14 protein-coding genes are annotated in these 19,219 nt (G+C 44.1%); 7 read left to right on the forward strand and 7 right to left on the reverse strand.

Annotated elements, in window-relative coordinates; all coding sequences use genetic code 11:
* Positions 1–120: 120 nt before the first annotated feature.
* Positions 121–1,449 (reverse strand): adenylate/guanylate cyclase domain-containing protein, encoded by a 1,329-nt coding sequence (locus tag B9T16_RS07455; protein WP_006618298.1) that lies wholly within the window; start codon positions 1,447–1,449, stop codon positions 121–123.
* A gap of 64 nt (positions 1,450–1,513) precedes the next feature.
* Positions 1,514–1,945, reverse strand: a complete 432-nt coding sequence (locus B9T16_RS07460; RefSeq protein WP_006618299.1) for a hypothetical protein — start codon at positions 1,943–1,945, stop codon at positions 1,514–1,516.
* A 188-nt stretch (positions 1,946–2,133) separates the two neighbouring features.
* Between B9T16_RS07460 and B9T16_RS07465 the strand changes: the two genes are divergently transcribed.
* Entirely contained in the window at positions 2,134–3,396 is a 1,263-nt protein-coding gene (locus B9T16_RS07465; RefSeq protein ID WP_006618300.1) for an aspartate aminotransferase family protein, read from the forward strand.
* 206 nt (positions 3,397–3,602) lie between these two features.
* Positions 3,603–4,193 carry a hypothetical protein gene (locus B9T16_RS07470; protein ID WP_006618301.1) on the forward strand — a complete coding sequence of 197 codons (591 nt, stop codon included), beginning with the start codon at positions 3,603–3,605 and terminating at the stop codon, positions 4,191–4,193.
* A 1-nt stretch (position 4,194) separates the two neighbouring features.
* Here the strand turns inward: B9T16_RS07470 and B9T16_RS07475 are convergent, their stop codons facing one another.
* From B9T16_RS07475 to B9T16_RS07490, 4 genes are all read right to left on the reverse strand, one after another.
* Positions 4,195–4,956, reverse strand: a complete 762-nt coding sequence (locus B9T16_RS07475) for a metallophosphoesterase family protein (protein WP_006618302.1) — start codon at positions 4,954–4,956, stop codon at positions 4,195–4,197.
* Positions 4,957–4,998: 42 nt separating this feature from the next.
* On the reverse strand, positions 4,999–5,748 hold the full coding sequence (locus tag B9T16_RS07480) for a DUF1995 family protein (RefSeq protein WP_035736303.1): 750 nt from the start codon (positions 5,746–5,748) through the stop codon (positions 4,999–5,001).
* A gap of 107 nt (positions 5,749–5,855) precedes the next feature.
* Positions 5,856–7,760 carry a DUF3685 domain-containing protein gene (locus B9T16_RS07485; RefSeq protein WP_410244439.1) on the reverse strand — a complete coding sequence of 635 codons (1,905 nt, stop codon included), beginning with the start codon at positions 7,758–7,760 and terminating at the stop codon, positions 5,856–5,858.
* A 95-nt stretch (positions 7,761–7,855) separates the two neighbouring features.
* The gene (locus tag B9T16_RS07490; protein WP_410244440.1) at positions 7,856–10,021 is read right to left on the reverse strand and encodes a hypothetical protein; all 2,166 of its coding nucleotides are present in this window, start codon (positions 10,019–10,021) and stop codon (positions 7,856–7,858) included.
* A gap of 273 nt (positions 10,022–10,294) precedes the next feature.
* Between B9T16_RS07490 and B9T16_RS07495 the strand changes: the two genes are divergently transcribed.
* From B9T16_RS07495 to B9T16_RS07515, 5 genes are all read left to right on the forward strand, one after another.
* On the forward strand, positions 10,295–10,780 hold the full coding sequence (locus tag B9T16_RS07495; protein WP_035736296.1) for a CRR6 family NdhI maturation factor: 486 nt from the start codon (positions 10,295–10,297) through the stop codon (positions 10,778–10,780).
* 139 nt (positions 10,781–10,919) lie between these two features.
* Positions 10,920–11,687 (forward strand): PspA/IM30 family protein, encoded by a 768-nt coding sequence (locus B9T16_RS07500; protein WP_006618307.1) that lies wholly within the window; start codon positions 10,920–10,922, stop codon positions 11,685–11,687.
* Between the two features lie 263 nt (positions 11,688–11,950).
* Positions 11,951–12,208, forward strand: a complete 258-nt coding sequence (locus B9T16_RS07505) for a hypothetical protein (protein WP_035736293.1) — start codon at positions 11,951–11,953, stop codon at positions 12,206–12,208.
* Positions 12,209–12,241: 33 nt separating this feature from the next.
* Positions 12,242–12,556: a glutaredoxin 3 gene (grxC, locus tag B9T16_RS07510; RefSeq protein WP_006618309.1), complete on the forward strand. Its 315-nt coding sequence runs from the start codon at positions 12,242–12,244 to the stop codon at positions 12,554–12,556.
* Positions 12,557–12,607: 51 nt separating this feature from the next.
* A complete protein-coding gene (locus tag B9T16_RS07515) occupies positions 12,608–16,267 on the forward strand; it encodes a DNA polymerase III subunit alpha (protein WP_410244441.1) in 3,660 nt (1,219 codons plus the stop codon).
* Positions 16,268–16,801: 534 nt separating this feature from the next.
* Here B9T16_RS07515 and hypF read toward each other — a convergent pair.
* A complete protein-coding gene (gene hypF, locus B9T16_RS07520; protein ID WP_410244442.1) occupies positions 16,802–19,192 on the reverse strand; it encodes a carbamoyltransferase HypF in 2,391 nt (796 codons plus the stop codon).
* Positions 19,193–19,219: the final 27 nt, after the last annotated feature.

Raw genomic sequence — 19,219 nt, forward strand, 5'->3', positions numbered from 1 at the left:
GAAGGCTCGTGGTTGGGTTCGGGGTGATTTTATTACCTATAAGAACTAGGTATTAAAGTTTAATTAATCTGGGTGCATTATCCTGACAAGATGGGGCAGAAAGCAGATTTTTTGCCGTGTTTATTCATGTTTGCCTTTAAGGAGATAAGTGGTCATTTCACCCTTGCCTTTAATGGGAATTGTGCCGCGCTTTTCAAATATATAGCGATCGCGAAGTGCCATATATGTTTCCTCTGTCACCTGAATTTCATCTGCGATACCATGGGACTCCATTCGGGAAGCAATATTAACGGTATCTCCCCACAGGTCATAGATAAACTTTTTCAAGCCAATTACCCCGGCAATAACGGGACCTGTAGCAATACCAATACGGATTTTAAAACCTTGTTGATTTTGTCGGTTGAACTCCCGGAGAGTCCGCTGCATATCCAGRGCCATATCAGCGATCGCTTCTGCATAATCTTCCCTAGGTAAAGGCAACCCAGAAACCACCATATAAGCATCCCCAATAGTCTTAATTTTCTCCAAACCATGTTGTTCTGCTAACCCATCAAATCTGGAAAAAATACCATTTAGCAACTGCACCAAATCCGTGGGACTAAACCTGGTTGAAATCTCGGTAAAACCGACAATATCAGCAAAAAGCACCCCCGCATCAGTAAAATCATCAGCAATAGTCTTAGGGTCTTGTTTAAGGCGTTCGGCGATGGGATATGGCAGAATATTAAGTAGTAGTTTTTCGGACTTTTCCTGTTCTTGTTTAACCTGTTCGTAGGCAGTAACTAAGGCTTTGCGGGAGTTAAACTCAGAACAGGCGAGACGGTCATATAAATAAACCGATAGATTGCAAATGACACAGATCCAGAAAAAGTATAATATCAGAAAATCCTGAGTCATCCAATCCACGGGTAACTTGAGGGGAAGATCTAGGATAATTTGGGTGCCAAAATAATAAGCTAATACCCCCAATTGAGAGATGAGATGTAAAGACCAGCAGACGGGAAGCAGGGTAGCTTGGGAAAAGAACATGAGGGGCCATTCAATGATGGCGGGTTGAGATATACCCAAAAATGTTGCCCGAATTTGGGGGCTGAGTGTCACAATCGAGGATAATAACAGAAAAATCAAACCTGGGTATTTACGACCGATTGCGGTTCGTAATAACACCAACCCCACCAGTACGCCCAATTGTACACACACCTGGGTAATTAACCACCCGGGGCGAAAATCTTGGGGATAGAATAGCCAATTCTTGATTTGGGATAGGGAAAAGGTTAAATAGACAAACAAAGCCAGCCATAAGCCCAAACCCAGACGCTGACGCATAAAACTATGTTGCCAGGTTTGATAGTTAACAGCTTTAATGATGTCGGGGGCTTTAAATATTTGTTTCATGGTGCGATCTAACCATGCACCGAATTTGCGATCGCCTGGGGTATATTTACTCATAACTTGACCGAGTTTCAGCCAGCCGATAGAATCAAATTAACTGCCATATCTTGATAACTGATAATTATCGGCCGATACGACCGGTAAAGCCAGAAGCCTTAAATTGCTTAAATTTAAAGGGCTTTTCCAGGTTAGAGGCTATAGAAATGCGGATTTCAAAATCGCTAATACCTGGAGGTACAACATCAATACTACCGAGACGGGTGCGGTTCTGCATGACCCGATTATCGTTAGCATCATAGATCCGCCCGAAGATATCGGCATCAACAACGGTTTTACCAGAGGTATTGTTAGCTTTTCCGGTAACAATAAAACAGTCAGCCTCTTGGATAGAACCACTAGAAACCAGGCCTTCTGATAACTCAGCCGGACAATCTTGATAACCGATATCAAATAACTCGATCTGAATCATCGCCCACGCGGGGGGAGTCCACAGCCAACTGAGGAAACCGATCATCACAGAAGCCAAGATAACTGAAAAGAATCGCGATCGCATAAACTCACCCACTACTACTGATTTTGATAGTTTAACTCAAGTTTAGCCATTGCTAGGGTTCAGCAGAAGATAGTGTTGGTAAACCCTTTGCGATTTCAGTGGATATCGGGAATCGGTGACGCGCCCCCATAAAGGCTGATATATGATGGTTAACAATATCAGCATTATCAAGACTGAAGGAGCGATTTGTGAGTCCAGAAACTTTAATCAGAGATGACGGTCTAGGAACGGGGGCTGAACAGTTCAGTATCGATCGCTTCAACGCGAATGTTATGAACACTTATGGGCGGTTTCCTATCGCCCTGGAAAAAGGTTCCGGCTGTAAGGTGTGGGATACAGAGGGGAAAGAGTATCTGGATTTTGTGGCGGGAATTGCTACTTGTACCCTAGGACACGCGCACCCCAAGTTAATAGAAGCGGTCACTGAGCAAATCCAAAAGCTGCATCATGTCTCGAATCTCTACTATATCCCGGAACAGGGAGAGTTAGCGGCTTGGTTAACTGAGCATTCCGCAGCAGACCGGGTTTTTTTCTGTAACTCTGGCGCAGAAGCTAATGAGGGGGCGATTAAACTGGCGCGTAAATATGCCCACGATCGCCTTAATATTGAAGATCCGGTGATCATTACCGCCCACGCTAGTTTTCATGGTCGCACTCTGGCTACAATTACGGCGACTGGACAACCTAAATATCAAAAGGGATTTAGTCCCCTGGTTCCGGGTTTTGTCTATACACCCTATAATGACCTTCCGGCTTTGGAAAATGCGATCGCAGAAGTTGACCAAAACGGTCGCCGGGTGGCGGCTATCCTTTTAGAAGCCCTACAGGGTGAAGGGGGAGTGCGTCCGGGAGATGTGGCTTACTTCCAAAAAATTCGCCAGATTTGCGATGAAAAGGGAATTTTGCTGATTCTCGATGAGGTACAAGTGGGAATGGGTCGCACTGGTCGCTGGTGGGGATATGAAAATCTGGGTATAGAACCGGATATTTTTACTTCGGCTAAGGGACTCGGTGGGGGTATTCCTATCGGTGCGCTGATGTGTAAGTCTTTCTGTGATGTGTTTGAACCGGGAAACCATGCGAGTACGTTTGGGGGTAATCCTTTCGCCTGTGGTGTGGCTTTGGCAGTGTGTCAAACTCTGGAAAGGGAAAATATCCTTAACAATGTACAACAGCGGGGAGAACAGCTCAGAAACAGTCTACAGGCGATCGCTTCTCAGTATCCTGATTTAATTGCTGAGGTTCGCGGTTGGGGTTTAATTAATGGGATGGAATTAAAACCAGATGTGGAATTGACTTCTATTGATCTGGTAAATGCGGCGATCGCACAAGGGGTTTTATTGGTGCCAGCAGGTCCGAAAGTTGTGCGATTTGTACCGCCTTTAATTGTGACGGAGGCAGAAGTTAATCAAGCCTGTGAGGCGGTAGCTTGCGCCTTAAAAAATGGATAATGGGGAAGATCATGTAGGGGAGGGTGCGGGTTGGGCTGTTAATTACATCTGGTAAACAGAAGATTAATAAATCCCCCCTCCTCTTCAATTAATGGTTAATAATTAATAATTGTGGGGGCGGGTTTCCGCTAGTTTCTCCCCTGGGGGCGTTCAGGTGAATACACCTGCCCTCTGGGCAAGGGAGGATAGGCTTAGGGTAATGATTTATGGATAATATTAAACTGGGGAAATATCTGTTTTTAGAAGAGTTTTGTACTTGTACGAAAACCTATGCTAAATATAGCGATCGCATTAATCCTTACCCACAACAGCCAGAAAGTATTGAGGCGATTAAGGACTTAAATAAAGCAATTATCGACCCTATTATTGATGAATTTGGGCGCGATCGCTTTGAGTTAACCTATGGATTTTGTTCTAGGGATTTGAAAAGATACCTAGACAAAAAAGACCCGATCAGCGGAATCAAAAACGGTAGGGTTGCCCCTAACCTAGACCAACACCTAGCCCATGAACTTAATCAGAAAGGCAAATATTACTGTTCTCGATTAGGGGCTTCCTGTGATTTTATGATCAGAAATCTCGAAAGTAACCAACTGGTTGATTGGATTATAGATCACCATCTACCTTTCGACTCTTTATATTTTTATGGATGCGATCGCCCGATTCATATTAGTTATGGTCCCCAACATAAGCGGGATATTTGGGCATTTACCGAATCAGGAAAACCCACGAAACGGGGAATCGAGACTTGGTTAACAAAAGTCACAACCGCCGCCCTTAATAAGGGAGGGGAGTAAATTAATGTGCTTGAGGCCTTACATAACGCAACTTATCAAAAATAGAGGGTCGTTTGAGGGTAGTGACAATTTCTTCTAGGGGTAAGACACGAAACTTATAATGGAGTGCATTAACCTGATACACGGTATTAGTATCAAGTTCCAGGGCTGTTAGCCACCCACTCTTAGCATGATAAACCCCTGTATCTATACCCAACCAACCTTGTCCTTGGACAAGATTTCCTGGTTCTACCCCATCAAAAGTAAAAGTGATCGTGTGACCGATAATAATCTGTTTTTTGTCAAAATAGGGTTTTGGGATAGAATGGAACTCTTTACGAATCCAGCAAAAATCAGAAGCAGTTTGCTGTTCAATTGGTCGCCTGGGGTTAACTCCGGCATGAACCAGCCAAGTATCTCCGAGGTCGAGAAATAGGGGTAGCGATCGCATCCAGTGCAGATGGTCGCGAGGGATAATTTCCGCCTCTTGATAAGAGGCCACGGTAGTTTGGCCACCACTATAAAGCCAAGCCTGCCAAGCCTGTTGATTTCTGCCTACTTCCGGGAGGGCTTCCAACATGAGTTGTTCATGGTTGCCCATTAAGCACTTATAGGGGCTATTTTTGACAAATTCAACCACCTGAGCGCTTTTCGGGCCGCGATCAATGAGATCTCCAAGAAAGTAGACCTCATCATCACTATTGGGAGCCACCTTGTCAAGAAGGGCCATCATGCCTTTATAGTGGCCGTGTATATCACCAATAACAATGCGCCGCTTAGACATTTTTCTTTATGTCTCAATGAATTGCCCTGAGTGAAAGGTGGCTTATCGACTCAAAGCATTGATAAAACTTTGCAGTTCGGACAGAAAACCTTTTTTCTTAGCAGGTGGTAGGTTGGGTGTAACAGATGACGGGTCATCACCCTGGGTGGCACGAGCCAAGATTTGTTCTAGCTGATCACCCACAGGTTTAGTGGATTGTTCAGTAATTTTTTGGTATTCCCCATCAATTTCTAGCCAAACTTCCCAAGTCCCTGGATAGCAGCGAAACAAAGCCGCACCATCGAGAGGCTTGAGATAGTAGCAAGACTCAATGGTATTTAGGAAGCGTTCGCGCAGTTGGCGAGCCGTGTATCCTATGCCTATGATAGCAACATCTTCTAAACGGGGATTAAGAAGAACCACTGAGCGATCGCCTGCCAATTTATGCAGATTTTCCACTTGGTTAACTTCTACAGGAGATGGAGACACCACCAAAAACTGCCCATCATCGGGTTGTAGGCGAGTTTCTACGGGGGAACGACTGGTTCCTATATCGGTGACTCGGAAAGGAGTTTCTCCCCAATCTCGACGTGCCAAAGCTGCCGCCCCTGCATCGGGAAAAAAGACTTTAAGCAGGGTGTCGGGTTTTTCGAGGGCGGGGATAAACTGGGAGGCGATCGACTGAGCTTGAAGTTCAATTTCTGGGAATACCAGTTCAACTTGAATCAATTTGTAGCCATCTTCGAGAGCAGCAGTTGCTGCTTGTTTGGCTTGTTCGATCGCTTCAGATAGGGTAGTTGGCAGTTGTGTCATCTCAAAATTCTGTAGGTCGACCCCTTGAATAATACCCACACGGGTTAAAGCGCGGAAATAAATACCGCCTTAGACCTATTCTACCAAAGAATCCGGGACTATGAGGACTATTTTTTCCTAAACTGACTATCTTGAATGGAAGAACCAATACCTTGAATAATACCGCGGCCAATCAAGCCTATACCGCGACCTAGTACCTGAGTTAATAAATAAACTGCTGTGCTACCAATAAAGGATATAGCTGTTCTCACCCTAGGGGCGATCGCATCGCGACCTTCTAAGACCAATGTCACCGCCAACTGAATGCCGGAAAGTTGTTCTAATTCTTGGCGACGGGAGGCATAGATGGTCAGCTTTTGAATCCCGCGATCGCCTAAAATAAATAATGTGTAGCTACTTTCAAAAATCGCCTGGGGTTCACTCATATAGCGACTCAAGCGATATCGCCAGGATAAGTTATTCCTAAATTTTTCAATTTCCCTAGTTGACAGCAGCCGCCGATCATAGAATGTTTGTTTAACTTCCTCAAGATCTGCAAAATGATTGAGTAATGGCTGCATTACCCCATTAGCCACTTGAATCACCCAATGTTGCAACAGGGCTTCCGCCCGTCGTGTAGCTTCCCAACTACCTAGGGCATAAACTTGATTATCAATGGTTAGGGATTCTCCCAATAACAAATGAGCCAGTAAATCCCTAATCATGGGAATATGATTAAGAATTTCCTTTTCCACTGTCGGAGCATCCCTCAATAATACTGGCACTACTTCCACTTGGGCATCTCTGACTTTGAGGGAATAATACTTCCCCAAAAAATCGGCGATCGCTTCAGTCCACAAATCTCTAATCAGGCTCTCAGTTTTACCATCTAGCTGTTCTGGCTGTATCTCCGACAGCCGTAATTCATTGATTAAATCCTCACATTTCCGCAAGATTGTATAAATCAGCTCTTGTTTTTTCGTCAGTTTAAGGATATCTATTTCTAAGGGGATACCAGTATAATTAACCAAACCTGATTGCAGTTTAGCCACAGTCACATCAAATAATAGCGACTGCACATCCACCGTAGAAGTCTCAGTAGCTAATACTAAACTAGAATCGTTTGTGGTAACTAATTGACCAGACTTGGGGGGTTGGTTAGTTCCTGGGGATGATGGTTGATTAGGAGGGGGTGGCGGTGAGGGAGGATTATTAACTGGGGGTGGTAATGGTGGCATTAACTGACTCACCAGCCACCTGGCGGCGCGTAACTCCCGATAGCGACCCCTAGTAATCAGTAAGTTGAGCATCATAACCCTATCACCGCTAGGTATAGATTCACTATCCTGGAGTTCTTTGGTTAATTCTTGTAGGGCTTGTTCAATGGATTTTAGCCCCGGTTTAACTAAACCATAGCGAAATCTTTGCCAACTGGTAAGGACGCGCTGCGGGTTTCCCTGGGAAGATAGCGCCGCCCCAGAAATGGGACTGACCCAATAGCGTTCTCCTGCTGCTACTTGTCGAAGGGCGATCAAAAGTTCTTCTAATCCCACTCCTTTGGGACAATAACCCGGCACTCCTAAATCCCGCAGAGAGATTAGTAAGTTAGGATCTGACTCCGAGGTAAATAGCAACAGGGGGATATTTTGATAAGAGGCTTGGATTTGCTGACAAAATGCGATCGCTGACCGTTGCTGATTCAACATCCCCTGATTTTGATGGGGACTTAAATCTTTAATCCTCAACTCCAAAATCGCTACTTTCACAGTCTCCTGAATCACTCCCGAAGTCGGTGCTACTGGTGGCTTTACCCAATTATCTAGCACTGCTAAAGCCTCTCTTAGGGTGACGGCTTCTGCAATAACTTCCAGGTCAGAAAATGGCTCACAAATTGATTTGACTCCCATTCTAAATATAGGATCATCATCAATCAGCAGCAGTTGAATAATCGATTGGCTCATATCAAATCCGAGCAAAATAATCAAAGTATTTTTGTGGTTTTTCTCAGGGACTTCTACCTGACCTGATGGCATCAGTACCCAAGCAAAACCAGAAAATGAACCATTTTTTTGAGCCTCAAACTACAGCCCCAAATCACCAGGGAAACCTTCTCAGAAAGTAGTTGGTGTTACTCCAAGAAAAAATTAGAATCGGGAGCGCTGTAATCTCCAGAACTAGCAGGTAAAGCTGGCTCATAGGCAGGCGCTGGCGCTGGTTCATAGGCGGGCGCTGGTGCTGGTGCTGGCTCATAGGCGCGCGCTGGTGCTGGCTCATAGGCGCGCGCTGGTGCTACATAATCAGAATAACCTGACGACTGAGAACCCCAACTATCAGAATAACTTGGCTCGTTTGAACTCCAGTTATCAGAGTAACTTGGCTCGTTTGAACTCCAGTTATCAGAGTAACTTGGCTCGTTTGAACTCCAGTTATTGTAAGATTCACGAGCCGGAGCGCGGTAAGATTCCTCTGCTGCTCGCTGACTTGCCCAAATAGCGTTGCGTTCTGCTGACCATCGGGCGATCGCATTTCGAGCCTCAGCATATAAAGCCCGACCCGAACCAATCTTAGAGGCTTCGTTAATAGCTGCTGTCAGACTACCCCGACTTGCTAATGAGTAGGCGCTATCCAAAATTGGCTGATCTTCGGCTGTTTGGATGGTTGTCACCCATCCCGCAATTTTATCCTGAGCGTCGTTATATAACGCGCGACCTCGGCTAATTTCTGAAGCCTTTTTCACCGCCTCACTCAATTTATTATCTTGAGCTAGGGCTAATGCTTCACTAAAAATGGGTTGATCTTCAATAATCTGAATCCGTTTTGTCCACTCAGCAATTAGGGTTTGGGCTTCAATGCGTAAGGGTCGCCCCAGTGCCACATTTTCAGCATAGGCTACCGCCCTCCTAAAACCATCAAGGGTTTCGGTTTTGGCATTTTCTCTAGCTATGAGGATATAGGGTCTATCTTGTACCCGTTGTACCTCATTGCGCCAATGTGCTACTAAGGTTTGAGCCTGAATGCGACGGGGACGTTCTGGGGCAATCATCTGGGCTTGATCTATAGCCAATTGTAAAGCCCAGGGATGGTTGACTTTAGCTATGGTGCTGGCTAATTGTATGCCTACTAAATCCTGAATTTTGCCCGATGTATCATCGAGCATGGCTTTAGTTTCTTGATACAGAGGGCGATCGCTTGGTATTCTTTCTAGGGCGGCTTGACCCTCAACTAACGTGGCGATTTGTAGCAGAGGTTGTCCTAGGGATTGGTTAGAAATCACCTGTTGCAGCTCAGTTAGTAGAATCACATCCTGGGCTTCCCTGTAGACCGGAGAATATGACGGAACCATTTGAGCGATTTTAATGCCCTGAGCAAAATTTTGTTTCTCAGTAGCCGATACTGACAACTTTATGAGTTCCTGACTCCAGGAGGTAATTTCTTTTTTGGCTAAGGAGACTATAAACAGTTGCTCATCCACTTTGTTAGCCAGTGCTATAGCTTCCACTAAACTCTCAGGAGTCGATCGCTTGGCAATATTAGCAGCTTCTTTCAGGCGCTGTTCCCCTTGCCTTTCTAAGCTGAGGCGATCGAGTAGTTCATTAAAGCGCTTCGTGTTCCAGTGTACATTATTGAGCTTACCCACAGCTTGAATATAGCGGAAAGCCTGATTCCAGTCCTGGGATTTCATCGCATTTTCCGCTTGTCGGGCTAAATTTAAGCCCTCATCCCAATGATTCTGCCAAGCTGCCATCGCTCGCTGTACTTCCTCATAGGCGGGGCTATCAATCGGAACCACAGCCACCAAATCTAAGGCTCCCTGCAAGTCTCCCGCTTCTAGTCTTTGATTAGCGAAGAATATCAGCCTCTGAGACCATTCTCGCATCATCTGTCTTCCCTGGTTTTGCAGGGGGTGGTCTTCTGGCCAACCGTTAACTAGGGCAAATGCTGCTTGAATATCCTCTAATTTACCCGATTGTGTACTTTTGTCTGCACAATATAGGCGATCGCCTGCTGCCGAAATTGCTGAGATTTCCTCACAATTAGGAGGTGGTGGCGTAGTCAGTAGCCATAGTAATGCACCCGTTGCCGTCGTTCCGAACCCTAATAGGACCACTAACCACAGCAGTTGCCATCCCCAAAAACCCTTGGGGACACCAGGCCTTCTGCCTCGCTTTTTCGGGTAAACTATAGGTTGACTGGTTTCTGGAATGATTCCCGCATCACTAGAGATAACCACATCACTGGATGCACTTGCTTCTAATGCAGGTTGGCTAGAGTGTTCAAATTGGGGAGTTGCCATGACTTCATCTTCCTTTGGTGCTTTAGGTTCAGCCTAACCAGATTGGTGGGTGAGTTCCTTGAGTTGTCCCCTGGTTCTGCCCAAGGTCACTTAAAAACACCATTCTAGGGCAATTTGGTGTTAACAGATCAATTCCCTTTGAGCATCATTGTTACTAAGTCAATCCTCACCGCCAGCGAAACCCTAAGATATTATCTAAACCCAGTAGGGCGGGTCAAGCAATGATAAAATTAAGCTAACCCGCTAATTGTAGCTCGGCCCAAGTTAAACTTAATGACCATAAGAATCACATTAGACTCCCACTGCATCAATCATCTGGATCTCTCACCTGTTGACAACGTTGTTAAGCAACTGATTCAGGAATCAAAACCCATGATAGCGGAACCAGAAATCAGCTTTGAGATTGACTATCCCCTAGATGACCAAGATCCCCGCGAGTTGTCTGAGGTTCCAGAAGTTCGACTGTGGTTTATTTGTGTTGATAGTCAATATCCCTGGCTGCCCTATGCTTTAGACTGGCGATCTGGAGAGTTGCCTCGTTATGTGGCTATGCTAGTTCCCCATCAGTTTCACGCATCGGAAGGCATACAATACAACCCGGAGGCTCTGGAGATTTTCCTGATGCAGAAAATTTTTGTGATCACCCGTTGGCTCCAGGATATGGGATTACCAAGTCGCTCTCGGCTTCAATCTATGGCTCAAATGTTAGGTTACGATCTCGATGAGGGTTTATTTGATTTGATCGAACAGCGATCCTAAAACAGTCTCGATTAACAAGTTAAACTATAGCTATCGGTTCTAGTGAGGGAAGGTTTGAGCCTATACCCTCAAACTAGCTGACTTTAACTAGACTGATCATCCTCAGTCAATTATACACCATTTAAGGAAAAACAGCGTCATGGGATTATTTGACCGTATCGGCCGAGTGGTAAGGGCCAACTTGAACGACTTGGTGAATAAGGCAGAAGACCCGGAAAAGATCCTTGAACAAGCTATTATTGAAATGCAAGAGGATCTGATCCAGTTGCGCCAAGCCGTCGCTCAGACCATCGCCCAGCAAAAACGTTCCCAACAGCAGTATAATCAAGCCCAGTCCCAAGCTAACCAGTGGCAGTCTCGCGCACAACTAGCTTTACAAAAGGGTGATGAAAACCTAGCGCGGGAGGCTCTTCAGCGCAAAAAGGGCTACATCGAAACCGCTAATACCCTGGAAATGAGTCTCAAGCAGCAAACTGAACAAGTAGACACTCTCAAGCGGAACTTGGTTAGCTTAGAAAGTAAAATTTCCGAAGCCAAGACTAAGAAAAATATGCTCAAGGCTAGAGCTCAGGCGGCTAAGGCTAATGAACAACTCAATAATGTTCTTGGTGGTCTTAATACCAGTAGTGCTACCTCGGCTTTTGAACGCATGGAGGAAAAAGTTCTGCAAATGGAAGCCAGGTCTACTGCTGCGGCTGAGTTGACTGGTGGTGGTTTGGAAGAAGAATTCCGCGCTCTGGAAGCGGGAAGTGATGTTGATGATGAGTTGGCGGCTATGAAGGCTCAACTGGCTGGGGCTCCTGCTAACCAGCCTCAATTGTCACCTTCTGCGCCTAGTGATAGTTCGGCTTATAATTCCGAGATTGACAGCGAACTTGAAGAGTTGCGTAGAGAACTTAACAAATAAGTTGCTGTCTCGGAGACTTCAACTTTGGGAAAGGAAACCGGGAAGTAATAGGGTGTAGGGTTTTTTAGGGCGTGGGGTGTAGCCCCCTGCTTTTGGCTGTTCCCTGCTCCCTAAATCTTCCCTAGATCTCAGTGCCGCTAAATTCTTTGACTTTGGGGACTAAATCAGCAATAATCTCTGTGAATCCGAATCCAGCACCTACTTATGTTGTTTGGGGTTGTGACCATTGGTAAGCATAAATTAACTTCTCATTCTTTGAACTTATGATGCTCAAAGTTCGATTGTTAACCATCAGTGCATTTGCTGCTGGTTTTGGTCTCTGTTCTATTGTATTTGCTCTATTTACGGTGGTTTCTGAGTTGAGTTTGGCGGCGGCTATTAGAACAATTTTAACTTCTTTATTTTTTGGTATAAATATAGTTTTTATGCTCCACTATTATACATCAATATATAAGGAGCAAAAATTGATGTCTCGACTGCGTGCAGAAGTTAAAAATATGAACTATATTAATTATAATTAATCTAGTTTTTGGGTAAATATAGGAGTTAATAAAATGCTAGATTTGCTGAATCATATTCTCGGCAGAAATCCCGAAAAATTTAAGGCTCAGGTTGAGGTGTACAGTTGGCAAACCTGTCCTTACTGTATCCGCGCTAAACTGCTGCTGTGGTGGAAAGGGGTTGACTATATTGATTATCAAATAGATGGGGATAACAATGCTAGAGAAGCTATGGCACAACGGGCTAACGGTCGGCGCACGGTTCCCCAAATTTTTATCAATAATCAGCATATCGGCGGCTGTGATGACCTCTATCAGTTAGACAGTGAAGGGAAATTAGAACCTTTATTAATTCCGCCACTATCTTAACGTTTTGGCTTGGATTGTACATCGCAAATTAATGGTTGGAGAAGTTTAATTATGTCTTTTGTCGGACTGCATATCCACAGTGACTACAGTCTCCTTGATGGCGCTTCTCAACTCCCACAGTTGGTCAGTCGCGCTGTGGAATTAGGAATGCCAGCGATCGCTCTGACGGATCATGGGGTGATGTATGGGGCGATCGAACTTATTAAAATCTGCCGCAGTAAGGGTATTAAGCCTATTATTGGCAATGAAATGTATATCCTCAATGCTGATGTCACGGTTCAACAGCGAGGAATTAAAAAATATCATCAAGTGGTCTTGGCTAAAAATACCCAAGGCTATAAAAACCTGGTTAAATTAACTACTATTTCTCACTTAAAAGGTTTTCAAGGAAAGGGGATTTTTGCTCGTCCTTGTATTAATAAGGAACTATTAGAAGAGTATCACGAAGGCTTAATTGTTACCAGTGCTTGTTTGGGGGGTGAGGTTCCCCAAGCTATTCTTCAGAGGCGCATGGATATAGCACGCCAAACTGTGGAATGGTATAAAAGGGTTTTTGGGGATGATTACTATTTAGAAATTCAAGATCATGGTTCCCCAGAAGACCGCATTGTTAATGTGGCTTTGGTGCAACTGGCGAGGGAATTTGAAGTCAAAATTGTGGCGACTAATGATTCACACTTTATTTCCTGTAATGATGTGGAAGCACATGATGCTTTATTATGTATTAATACACAAAAGTTAATTACTGAGGATAACCGATTACGTTATAGTGGGACGGAGTACCTAAAATCCGCTGAAGAGATGATGCAACTGTTTCGAGATCATCTCCCGGATGAGGTGATTAAAGAGGCGATCGCTAATACCTTAGAAGTCGCGGAAAAAGTGGAACCCTATACGGGAATTTTAGGGGAACCTCGCATTCCTGATTATCCGATACCTCCGAATCATACGGCTGATACTTATTTAGAAGAAATCGCCTGGGAAGGCTTGAAAAAACGATTAAATGCTCAAGGGCGATCGGAAATTAAGCCCGTCTATCGAGAACGGCTCGAATATGAATTAAAAATGATGCAAAAAATGGGTTTTGCTACCTATTTTTTAGTAGTTTGGGATTACATAAAACACGCCAGAGATAATCATATTCCCGTAGGTCCTGGGAGGGGTTCGGCGGCGGGTTCTTTGGTCGCCTACGCCCTACAAATTACGAATATTGATCCGGTTCATCACGGGTTACTATTTGAGCGTTTCCTGAACCCAGAACGAAAATCTATGCCGGATATTGATACAGATTTCTGCATAGACCGCCGTGATGAAATGATTAAATATGTTACCTCAAAATATGGGGAAGAGAAAGTTGCTCAAATTATCACCTTTAACCGGATGACTTCTAAGGCGGTGCTAAAGGACGTGGCTAGGGTGTTAGGAATACCCTATAGCAAATCTGATCAAATGGCAAAAATGATTCCGGTATCTCGTGGTAAACCGACTAAATTAAAGGTGATGATTTCTGATCAGAGTCCATCCCCGGAATTTAAACAAGCATACGATAATGACTTTGTACCCATTAAAAATGATGCGGGTGAGGAAGTGGGAACTATTGCTGTGCGTCAGTGGGTTGACATGGCAATTCGTATTGAGGGAACTAACAAAACCTTTGGAGTTCACGCAGCGGGTGTGGTGATTTCTAAACAGCCTTTAGATGAAATTGTCCCTCTTCAAAGGAATAATGATGGGTCGGTCATTACTCAATATTTTATGGAAGATATAGAATCCTTGGGTCTGTTAAAAATGGACTTTTTGGGATTAAAAAATTTGACGATTATTCAAAGAACTTTAAACTATATTTCCCAAAATCATCACCTAGATATTGACCCCTACGATTTAGCCGCTAATGAACGTAAAGCCATGGATATTCTGGCTAAAGGTTCGGTGAAAAAAATGCCGGAGGATGTGGCGAAAACCTATAAGATTTTGGAACGAGGAGATTTGGAAGGTTTATTTCAACTAGAATCTTCGGGAATGCGTCAGATTGTGAAGGACTTAAAGCCTTCCAGTATTGAGGATATTTCTTCTATTTTGGCATTGTATCGACCGGGACCTTTAGACGCTGGTTTAATTCCTCAGTTTATTAATCGTAAGCATAAACGAGAGCCAATTCGCTATGAGCATAAACTTTTGGAACCTATTTTGAATGAGACCTATGGAATTTTGGTCTATCAAGAACAAATTATGAAAATGGCTCAAGATTTGGCGGGGTATTCTTTGGGTCAGGCGGACTTGCTGCGACGTGCTATGGGGAAAAAGAAAGCATCGGAAATGCAGAAGCATCGGGAAACTTTTATTGATGGTGCGACGCGCAATGGGGTCCCTCAAAATATCGCAGAACATTTGTTTGACCAAATGGTTAAGTTCGCGGAATATTGTTTTAATAAATCCCATTCTACAGCCTACGGTTACATTACTTATCAGACGGCTTACTTAAAGGCTAATTATCCGACAGAGTATATGGCGGCTTTGCTGACGGAGAATAGTGGCAATACTGACAAGGTTAAGGCTTATATTGAGTCATGTAAGCATTTGGGTATCGATGTTGTTCCCCCTGATATTAATCGCTCTAATGTGGATTTTAYGCCTATAGAAAATCGGATTGTGTTTGGGTTGTCGGCGATTAAAAATGTGGGAGATGGTGCGATTGAACATTTGCTATCTGTACGAGAGGAAGGGGGACCTTTTCGGAGTTTGGCGGATTTGTGCGATCGCATTAATTTACAAATGGTTAATAGTCGCGCTTTGGAATCTTTAATTAAATCGGGTGCTTTTGATAGTCTCCATGCTAACCGCAAGCAATCAATTGAATATTTGAATATAGTTATTCCTTGGGCGCAAGATAGGGCGAAAAATCGGGAAATTGGTCAAACGAATTTGTTTGATTTGGTCAATTATGCAAATACTGAGAGTAATTCACCTTCTGGGGAACCTACTTTTCCTAAAAGTGATGATTATGCGCCTAAAGATAAGTTGCAATTTGAGAAGGAATTACTAGGGTTTTATGTTTCGGATCACCCTCTCAAGTCTTTGTTAGACTCAGGGGTACTGCCAGATAATGTGACTGTGGATAAACTGTCAGAACAAAAGTCAAAAGCTGCTGTTAAGGTGGCGGCGACTTTAATTAATATTAAGCCCCATTTGACTAAAAAAGGCGATCGCATGGCGTTTCTATTACTAGAAGATTTGACGGGACAAATTGATGCTGTGGTGTTTCCTAGTAGTTATGAGGCGGTACAACAGGAGTTAAAAGAAAATGCGGTTGTTGTGGTTGAGGGGAAGGTGGAAAAACGGGATGATCAAACTCAAATTATTGTGGAGGCTATCAAGTCTGCTGATGAGTTAGTTAAACCGAATAATCAGCCAGGTTCCCCCTCGGAAATTATGCCTAATTTGGCGGCTGATTGGATTATTCAACTCTATTTAACTCCTGAAGAAATTTGCCAATTAGAAAGGTTACAAACCCTGAAAGTAATTTTAGAAGAATATCGAGGTAATCAGGAGTTAAGAAGGGTTCCTATTCAAGCCGTTGTTGATGGTCAAGTTTCGCCTAAACGACTGGTGCGCTTTGGGTCACAATTCTGGGTAGAAAACCAAGAGGCGATCGTACAACAGTTAAAAACTTCTGGTTTTACTGTTGATGTACTATCAATGAGTAATGAATAATGGATAATTTCGTAGGGGCGGGTTCCTCAGTCAATCATAAATTCCCCAGGAGAATATCAATAAACCCGCCCTCACCCCACCAGTAAATTAATGGATATAGCGTTTCTCATATCCATAAGGTATAGCCCTCACCCCAAACCCCTCTCCCAAGAGGGGAGAGGGGCTTTGAAAAGTACCTCACCAATCCACCGAACCGCTATAAATAAACCCGCCCTCACCCCACCAGTAAATTAATGGATAATATGGATAATTTCGTAGGGGCGGGTTTCTCAGTCAATCATAAATTCCCCAGGAGAATATCAATAAACCCGCCCTCACCCCACCAGTAAATTAATGGATAATTTCCTAGGGGCGGGTTTCTCAGTCAATCATAAATTCCCCAGGAGAATATCAATAAACCCGCCCTCACCCCACCAGTGAATTAATGGATAATTTCCTAGGGGCGGGTTCCTCAGTCAATCATAAATTCCCCAGGAGAATATAAATAAACCCGCCCTCACCCACCAGTGAATTAATGGATAATTGATAATACGGTTAATTTGATGGTGGATGATTCATTATAATAGCCATAACTTGTCCTAATGCTAACCCGCCATCATTGGTAGGAATCTGTTTAGACCAATAGTGAATAATTCCTTCTGAAGTTAGTCGCTGAATAGCTTTTTCTAATAAATAGCGGTTTTGAAAACATCCTCCAGTTAAGACAAGGGGAACCTCTGGAAAGTTTTGAGATACCATGATGATTCCTTCTACTAAGGTATTGTGAAATTTAGCGGAGATTAAGCTGACAGGAACATGATTGTAAAAGTCTTTAATTATCTGCTTGACCATGGGTTCCCAATCTAAAATTATTTTACCTGAACTTTGGCAGCAATTAATTGGGTAATAATCGTCAGTGATTAAATCGCCGATCGCCAATTCTAACCCCATGGCGGCTTGTCCTTCAAAACTGATATTTTCGCCGTGACCGACTAAAAAAGCGATCGCATCAAATAACCTCCCAACACTAGATGTTCTAGGTGTATTAACTTTCCGGTTCAGCATTTGCAAAATTAGCTTTAACTGTGGGAAATTCCCGAAGCTAATTTTCTGATCATCCCCATACTCAGATAACTGTTCCCCCCACAATTCATATAATAATCCTAAGCCTAATCGTCGGGGTTCTAGGACGGCTTTATCACCTCCGGGAAGTGGGAAAGTGCGCCAATGTCCGACGCGCTGAAAGCCGATTTTATTAATTAGGAGAAACTCTCCCCCCCAGATAGTTTCATCTAGTCCATAACCAGTGCCGTCCCAAGCTACTCCTAAGACGGGAAATGATAATTTATGTTCTGCCATAACGGCTAAAACATGAGCATAATGATGTTGTACTGGAATGACGGGAACTTGCCGTTTTTCTTTTTGGAAAATCTCAGCAGCTAATTGATACGCAAACTGAGTAGAAAGATAGTCTGGGTGTGCGTCGCAAGCAATCACATCAGGCTTAAAATCATAGATATTACTGAGGCTATTAATTGCTTCCTTAAACGCCTGAAACGCCTGTGGACTTTGCAAATTGCCAATATATTGACTGATAAAAACTTGTTTTTCTACGGCAATAGCAATGGTGTTTTTTAAGTGTCCACCTACTGCTAAAATAAATGGGTATTGACAATTAGAAATGGTTTGTGATAGACTTGAATTAAGTGTTGTATTGTGGCTATTTGTGTCTAAAATTGTCACAGGTAGGGGTGCATAACCTCTGGCGCGGCGAATAACAACAGATCGACCCAAAACACTCCGCACGACGGAATCATCTACTGGGCGGGCGATAGGGCGGTTGTGAACGAGAAAGATATCGGCAATTTTCCCCAAACGTTGGAGGGCTTCTGTCTCGTCGGTACAGATGGGTTCGTTAGAAAAATTCCCGCTGGTGGCAACAATGGGAAAATCGAACTCGGCCATCAATAAATGATGGAGGGGGGTATAAGGTAACATTACGCCCAAATTAGGATTACCGGGGGCGACATTATCGGCGACGGGGGATACACCGCGCCGCCTTGATAATAGGACAATGGGGGCTTGAGGCGATCGCAACCATTGTTCCTCGGCGGCGGACATATCACAAACCTGGGATATTTGCTGTATACTGCGATACATTACGGCAAAAGGTTTATGGGGTCGATGCTTACGGATTCGCAATTGTTCAACGGCGGCGGCATTAGTAGCATCTACAAGTAACTGGAAGCCTCCCAAACCCTTGATGGCGACAATTTGACCGCGACCAATGGCGGCGGCGGCTTGTAATAAGGCATGATGGCGGTTAGCCAAAACCTGTCCCTGATGATTCCATAATTCTAAAATGGGACCACAGACGGGACAAGCATTAGGTTGAGCATGAAAACGGCGATCGCCGGGGTGGTGATATTCGCGATCGCAATTAGGACACATTTGGAAGGCGGCCATAGTAGTATTCTCCCGGTCATAGGGGAGAGTTTTAATAATGCTGTAGCGCGGCCCGCAATTAGTACAATTGGTAAAGGGATAGCGGAAACGGCGGTTATGGGGGTCAAAAATATCTTGTAAGCATTGGGGACAGGTGGCGAGATCTGGCAAAACGATGGCTGATTTAGCGCCCTGAAGGGTTGACTGAGAAGCTCTAATCTCAAAGTGAGAATAGCCAACCAGAGGCAGCCAAACGGCTTCTAAACTGTGAATATGAGATATTGGTGGTTTTTCTATTTGCAGGCGCTGCTGGAAGCGCTCAAGACTCTCAGATACGCCTTCGACTTCAATAAAAACCCCCCCCACAGAATTATTTACCCAGCCCTTGAGGTTGAGTTGGGTAGCGAGTCGATAGACAAAGGGCCGAAACCCGACACCTTGAACAGCACCACGAATAGTTAAACTGAGGCGCGACAGATTTTGATCAGAAGTAGACAACATAGAAGATCGCGGAAACGCTACACTCAA

It is taken from the genome of Arthrospira sp. PCC 8006, from assembly GCF_046480465.1.
Classification (GTDB): Bacteria; Cyanobacteriota; Cyanobacteriia; order Cyanobacteriales; family Microcoleaceae; genus Limnospira; species Limnospira platensis.

Bases quoted from the DNA above. Each gene is read 5' to 3' on its own strand.
- B9T16_RS07460 (WP_006618299.1), bottom strand. From the start codon at position 1,945: ATGCGATCGCGATTCTTTTCAGTTATCTTGGCTTCTGTGATGATCGGT.
- B9T16_RS07470 (WP_006618301.1), top strand. From the start codon at position 3,603: ATGGATAATATTAAACTGGGGAAATATCTGTTTTTAGAAGAGTTTTGT.
- B9T16_RS07475 (WP_006618302.1), bottom strand. From the start codon at position 4,956: ATGTCTAAGCGGCGCATTGTTATTGGTGATATACACGGCCACTATAAA.
- B9T16_RS07480 (WP_035736303.1), bottom strand. From the start codon at position 5,748: ATGACACAACTGCCAACTACCCTATCTGAAGCGATCGAACAAGCCAAA.
- B9T16_RS07485 (WP_410244439.1), bottom strand. From the start codon at position 7,760: ATGCCATCAGGTCAGGTAGAAGTCCCTGAGAAAAACCACAAAAATACT.
- B9T16_RS07490 (WP_410244440.1), bottom strand. From the start codon at position 10,021: ATGGCAACTCCCCAATTTGAACACTCTAGCCAACCTGCATTAGAAGCA.
- B9T16_RS07495 (WP_035736296.1), top strand. From the start codon at position 10,295: ATGACCATAAGAATCACATTAGACTCCCACTGCATCAATCATCTGGAT.
- B9T16_RS07500 (WP_006618307.1), top strand. From the start codon at position 10,920: ATGGGATTATTTGACCGTATCGGCCGAGTGGTAAGGGCCAACTTGAAC.
- B9T16_RS07505 (WP_035736293.1), top strand. From the start codon at position 11,951: ATGATGCTCAAAGTTCGATTGTTAACCATCAGTGCATTTGCTGCTGGT.
- grxC (WP_006618309.1), top strand. From the start codon at position 12,242: ATGCTAGATTTGCTGAATCATATTCTCGGCAGAAATCCCGAAAAATTT.
- hypF (WP_410244442.1), bottom strand. From the start codon at position 19,192: ATGTTGTCTACTTCTGATCAAAATCTGTCGCGCCTCAGTTTAACTATT.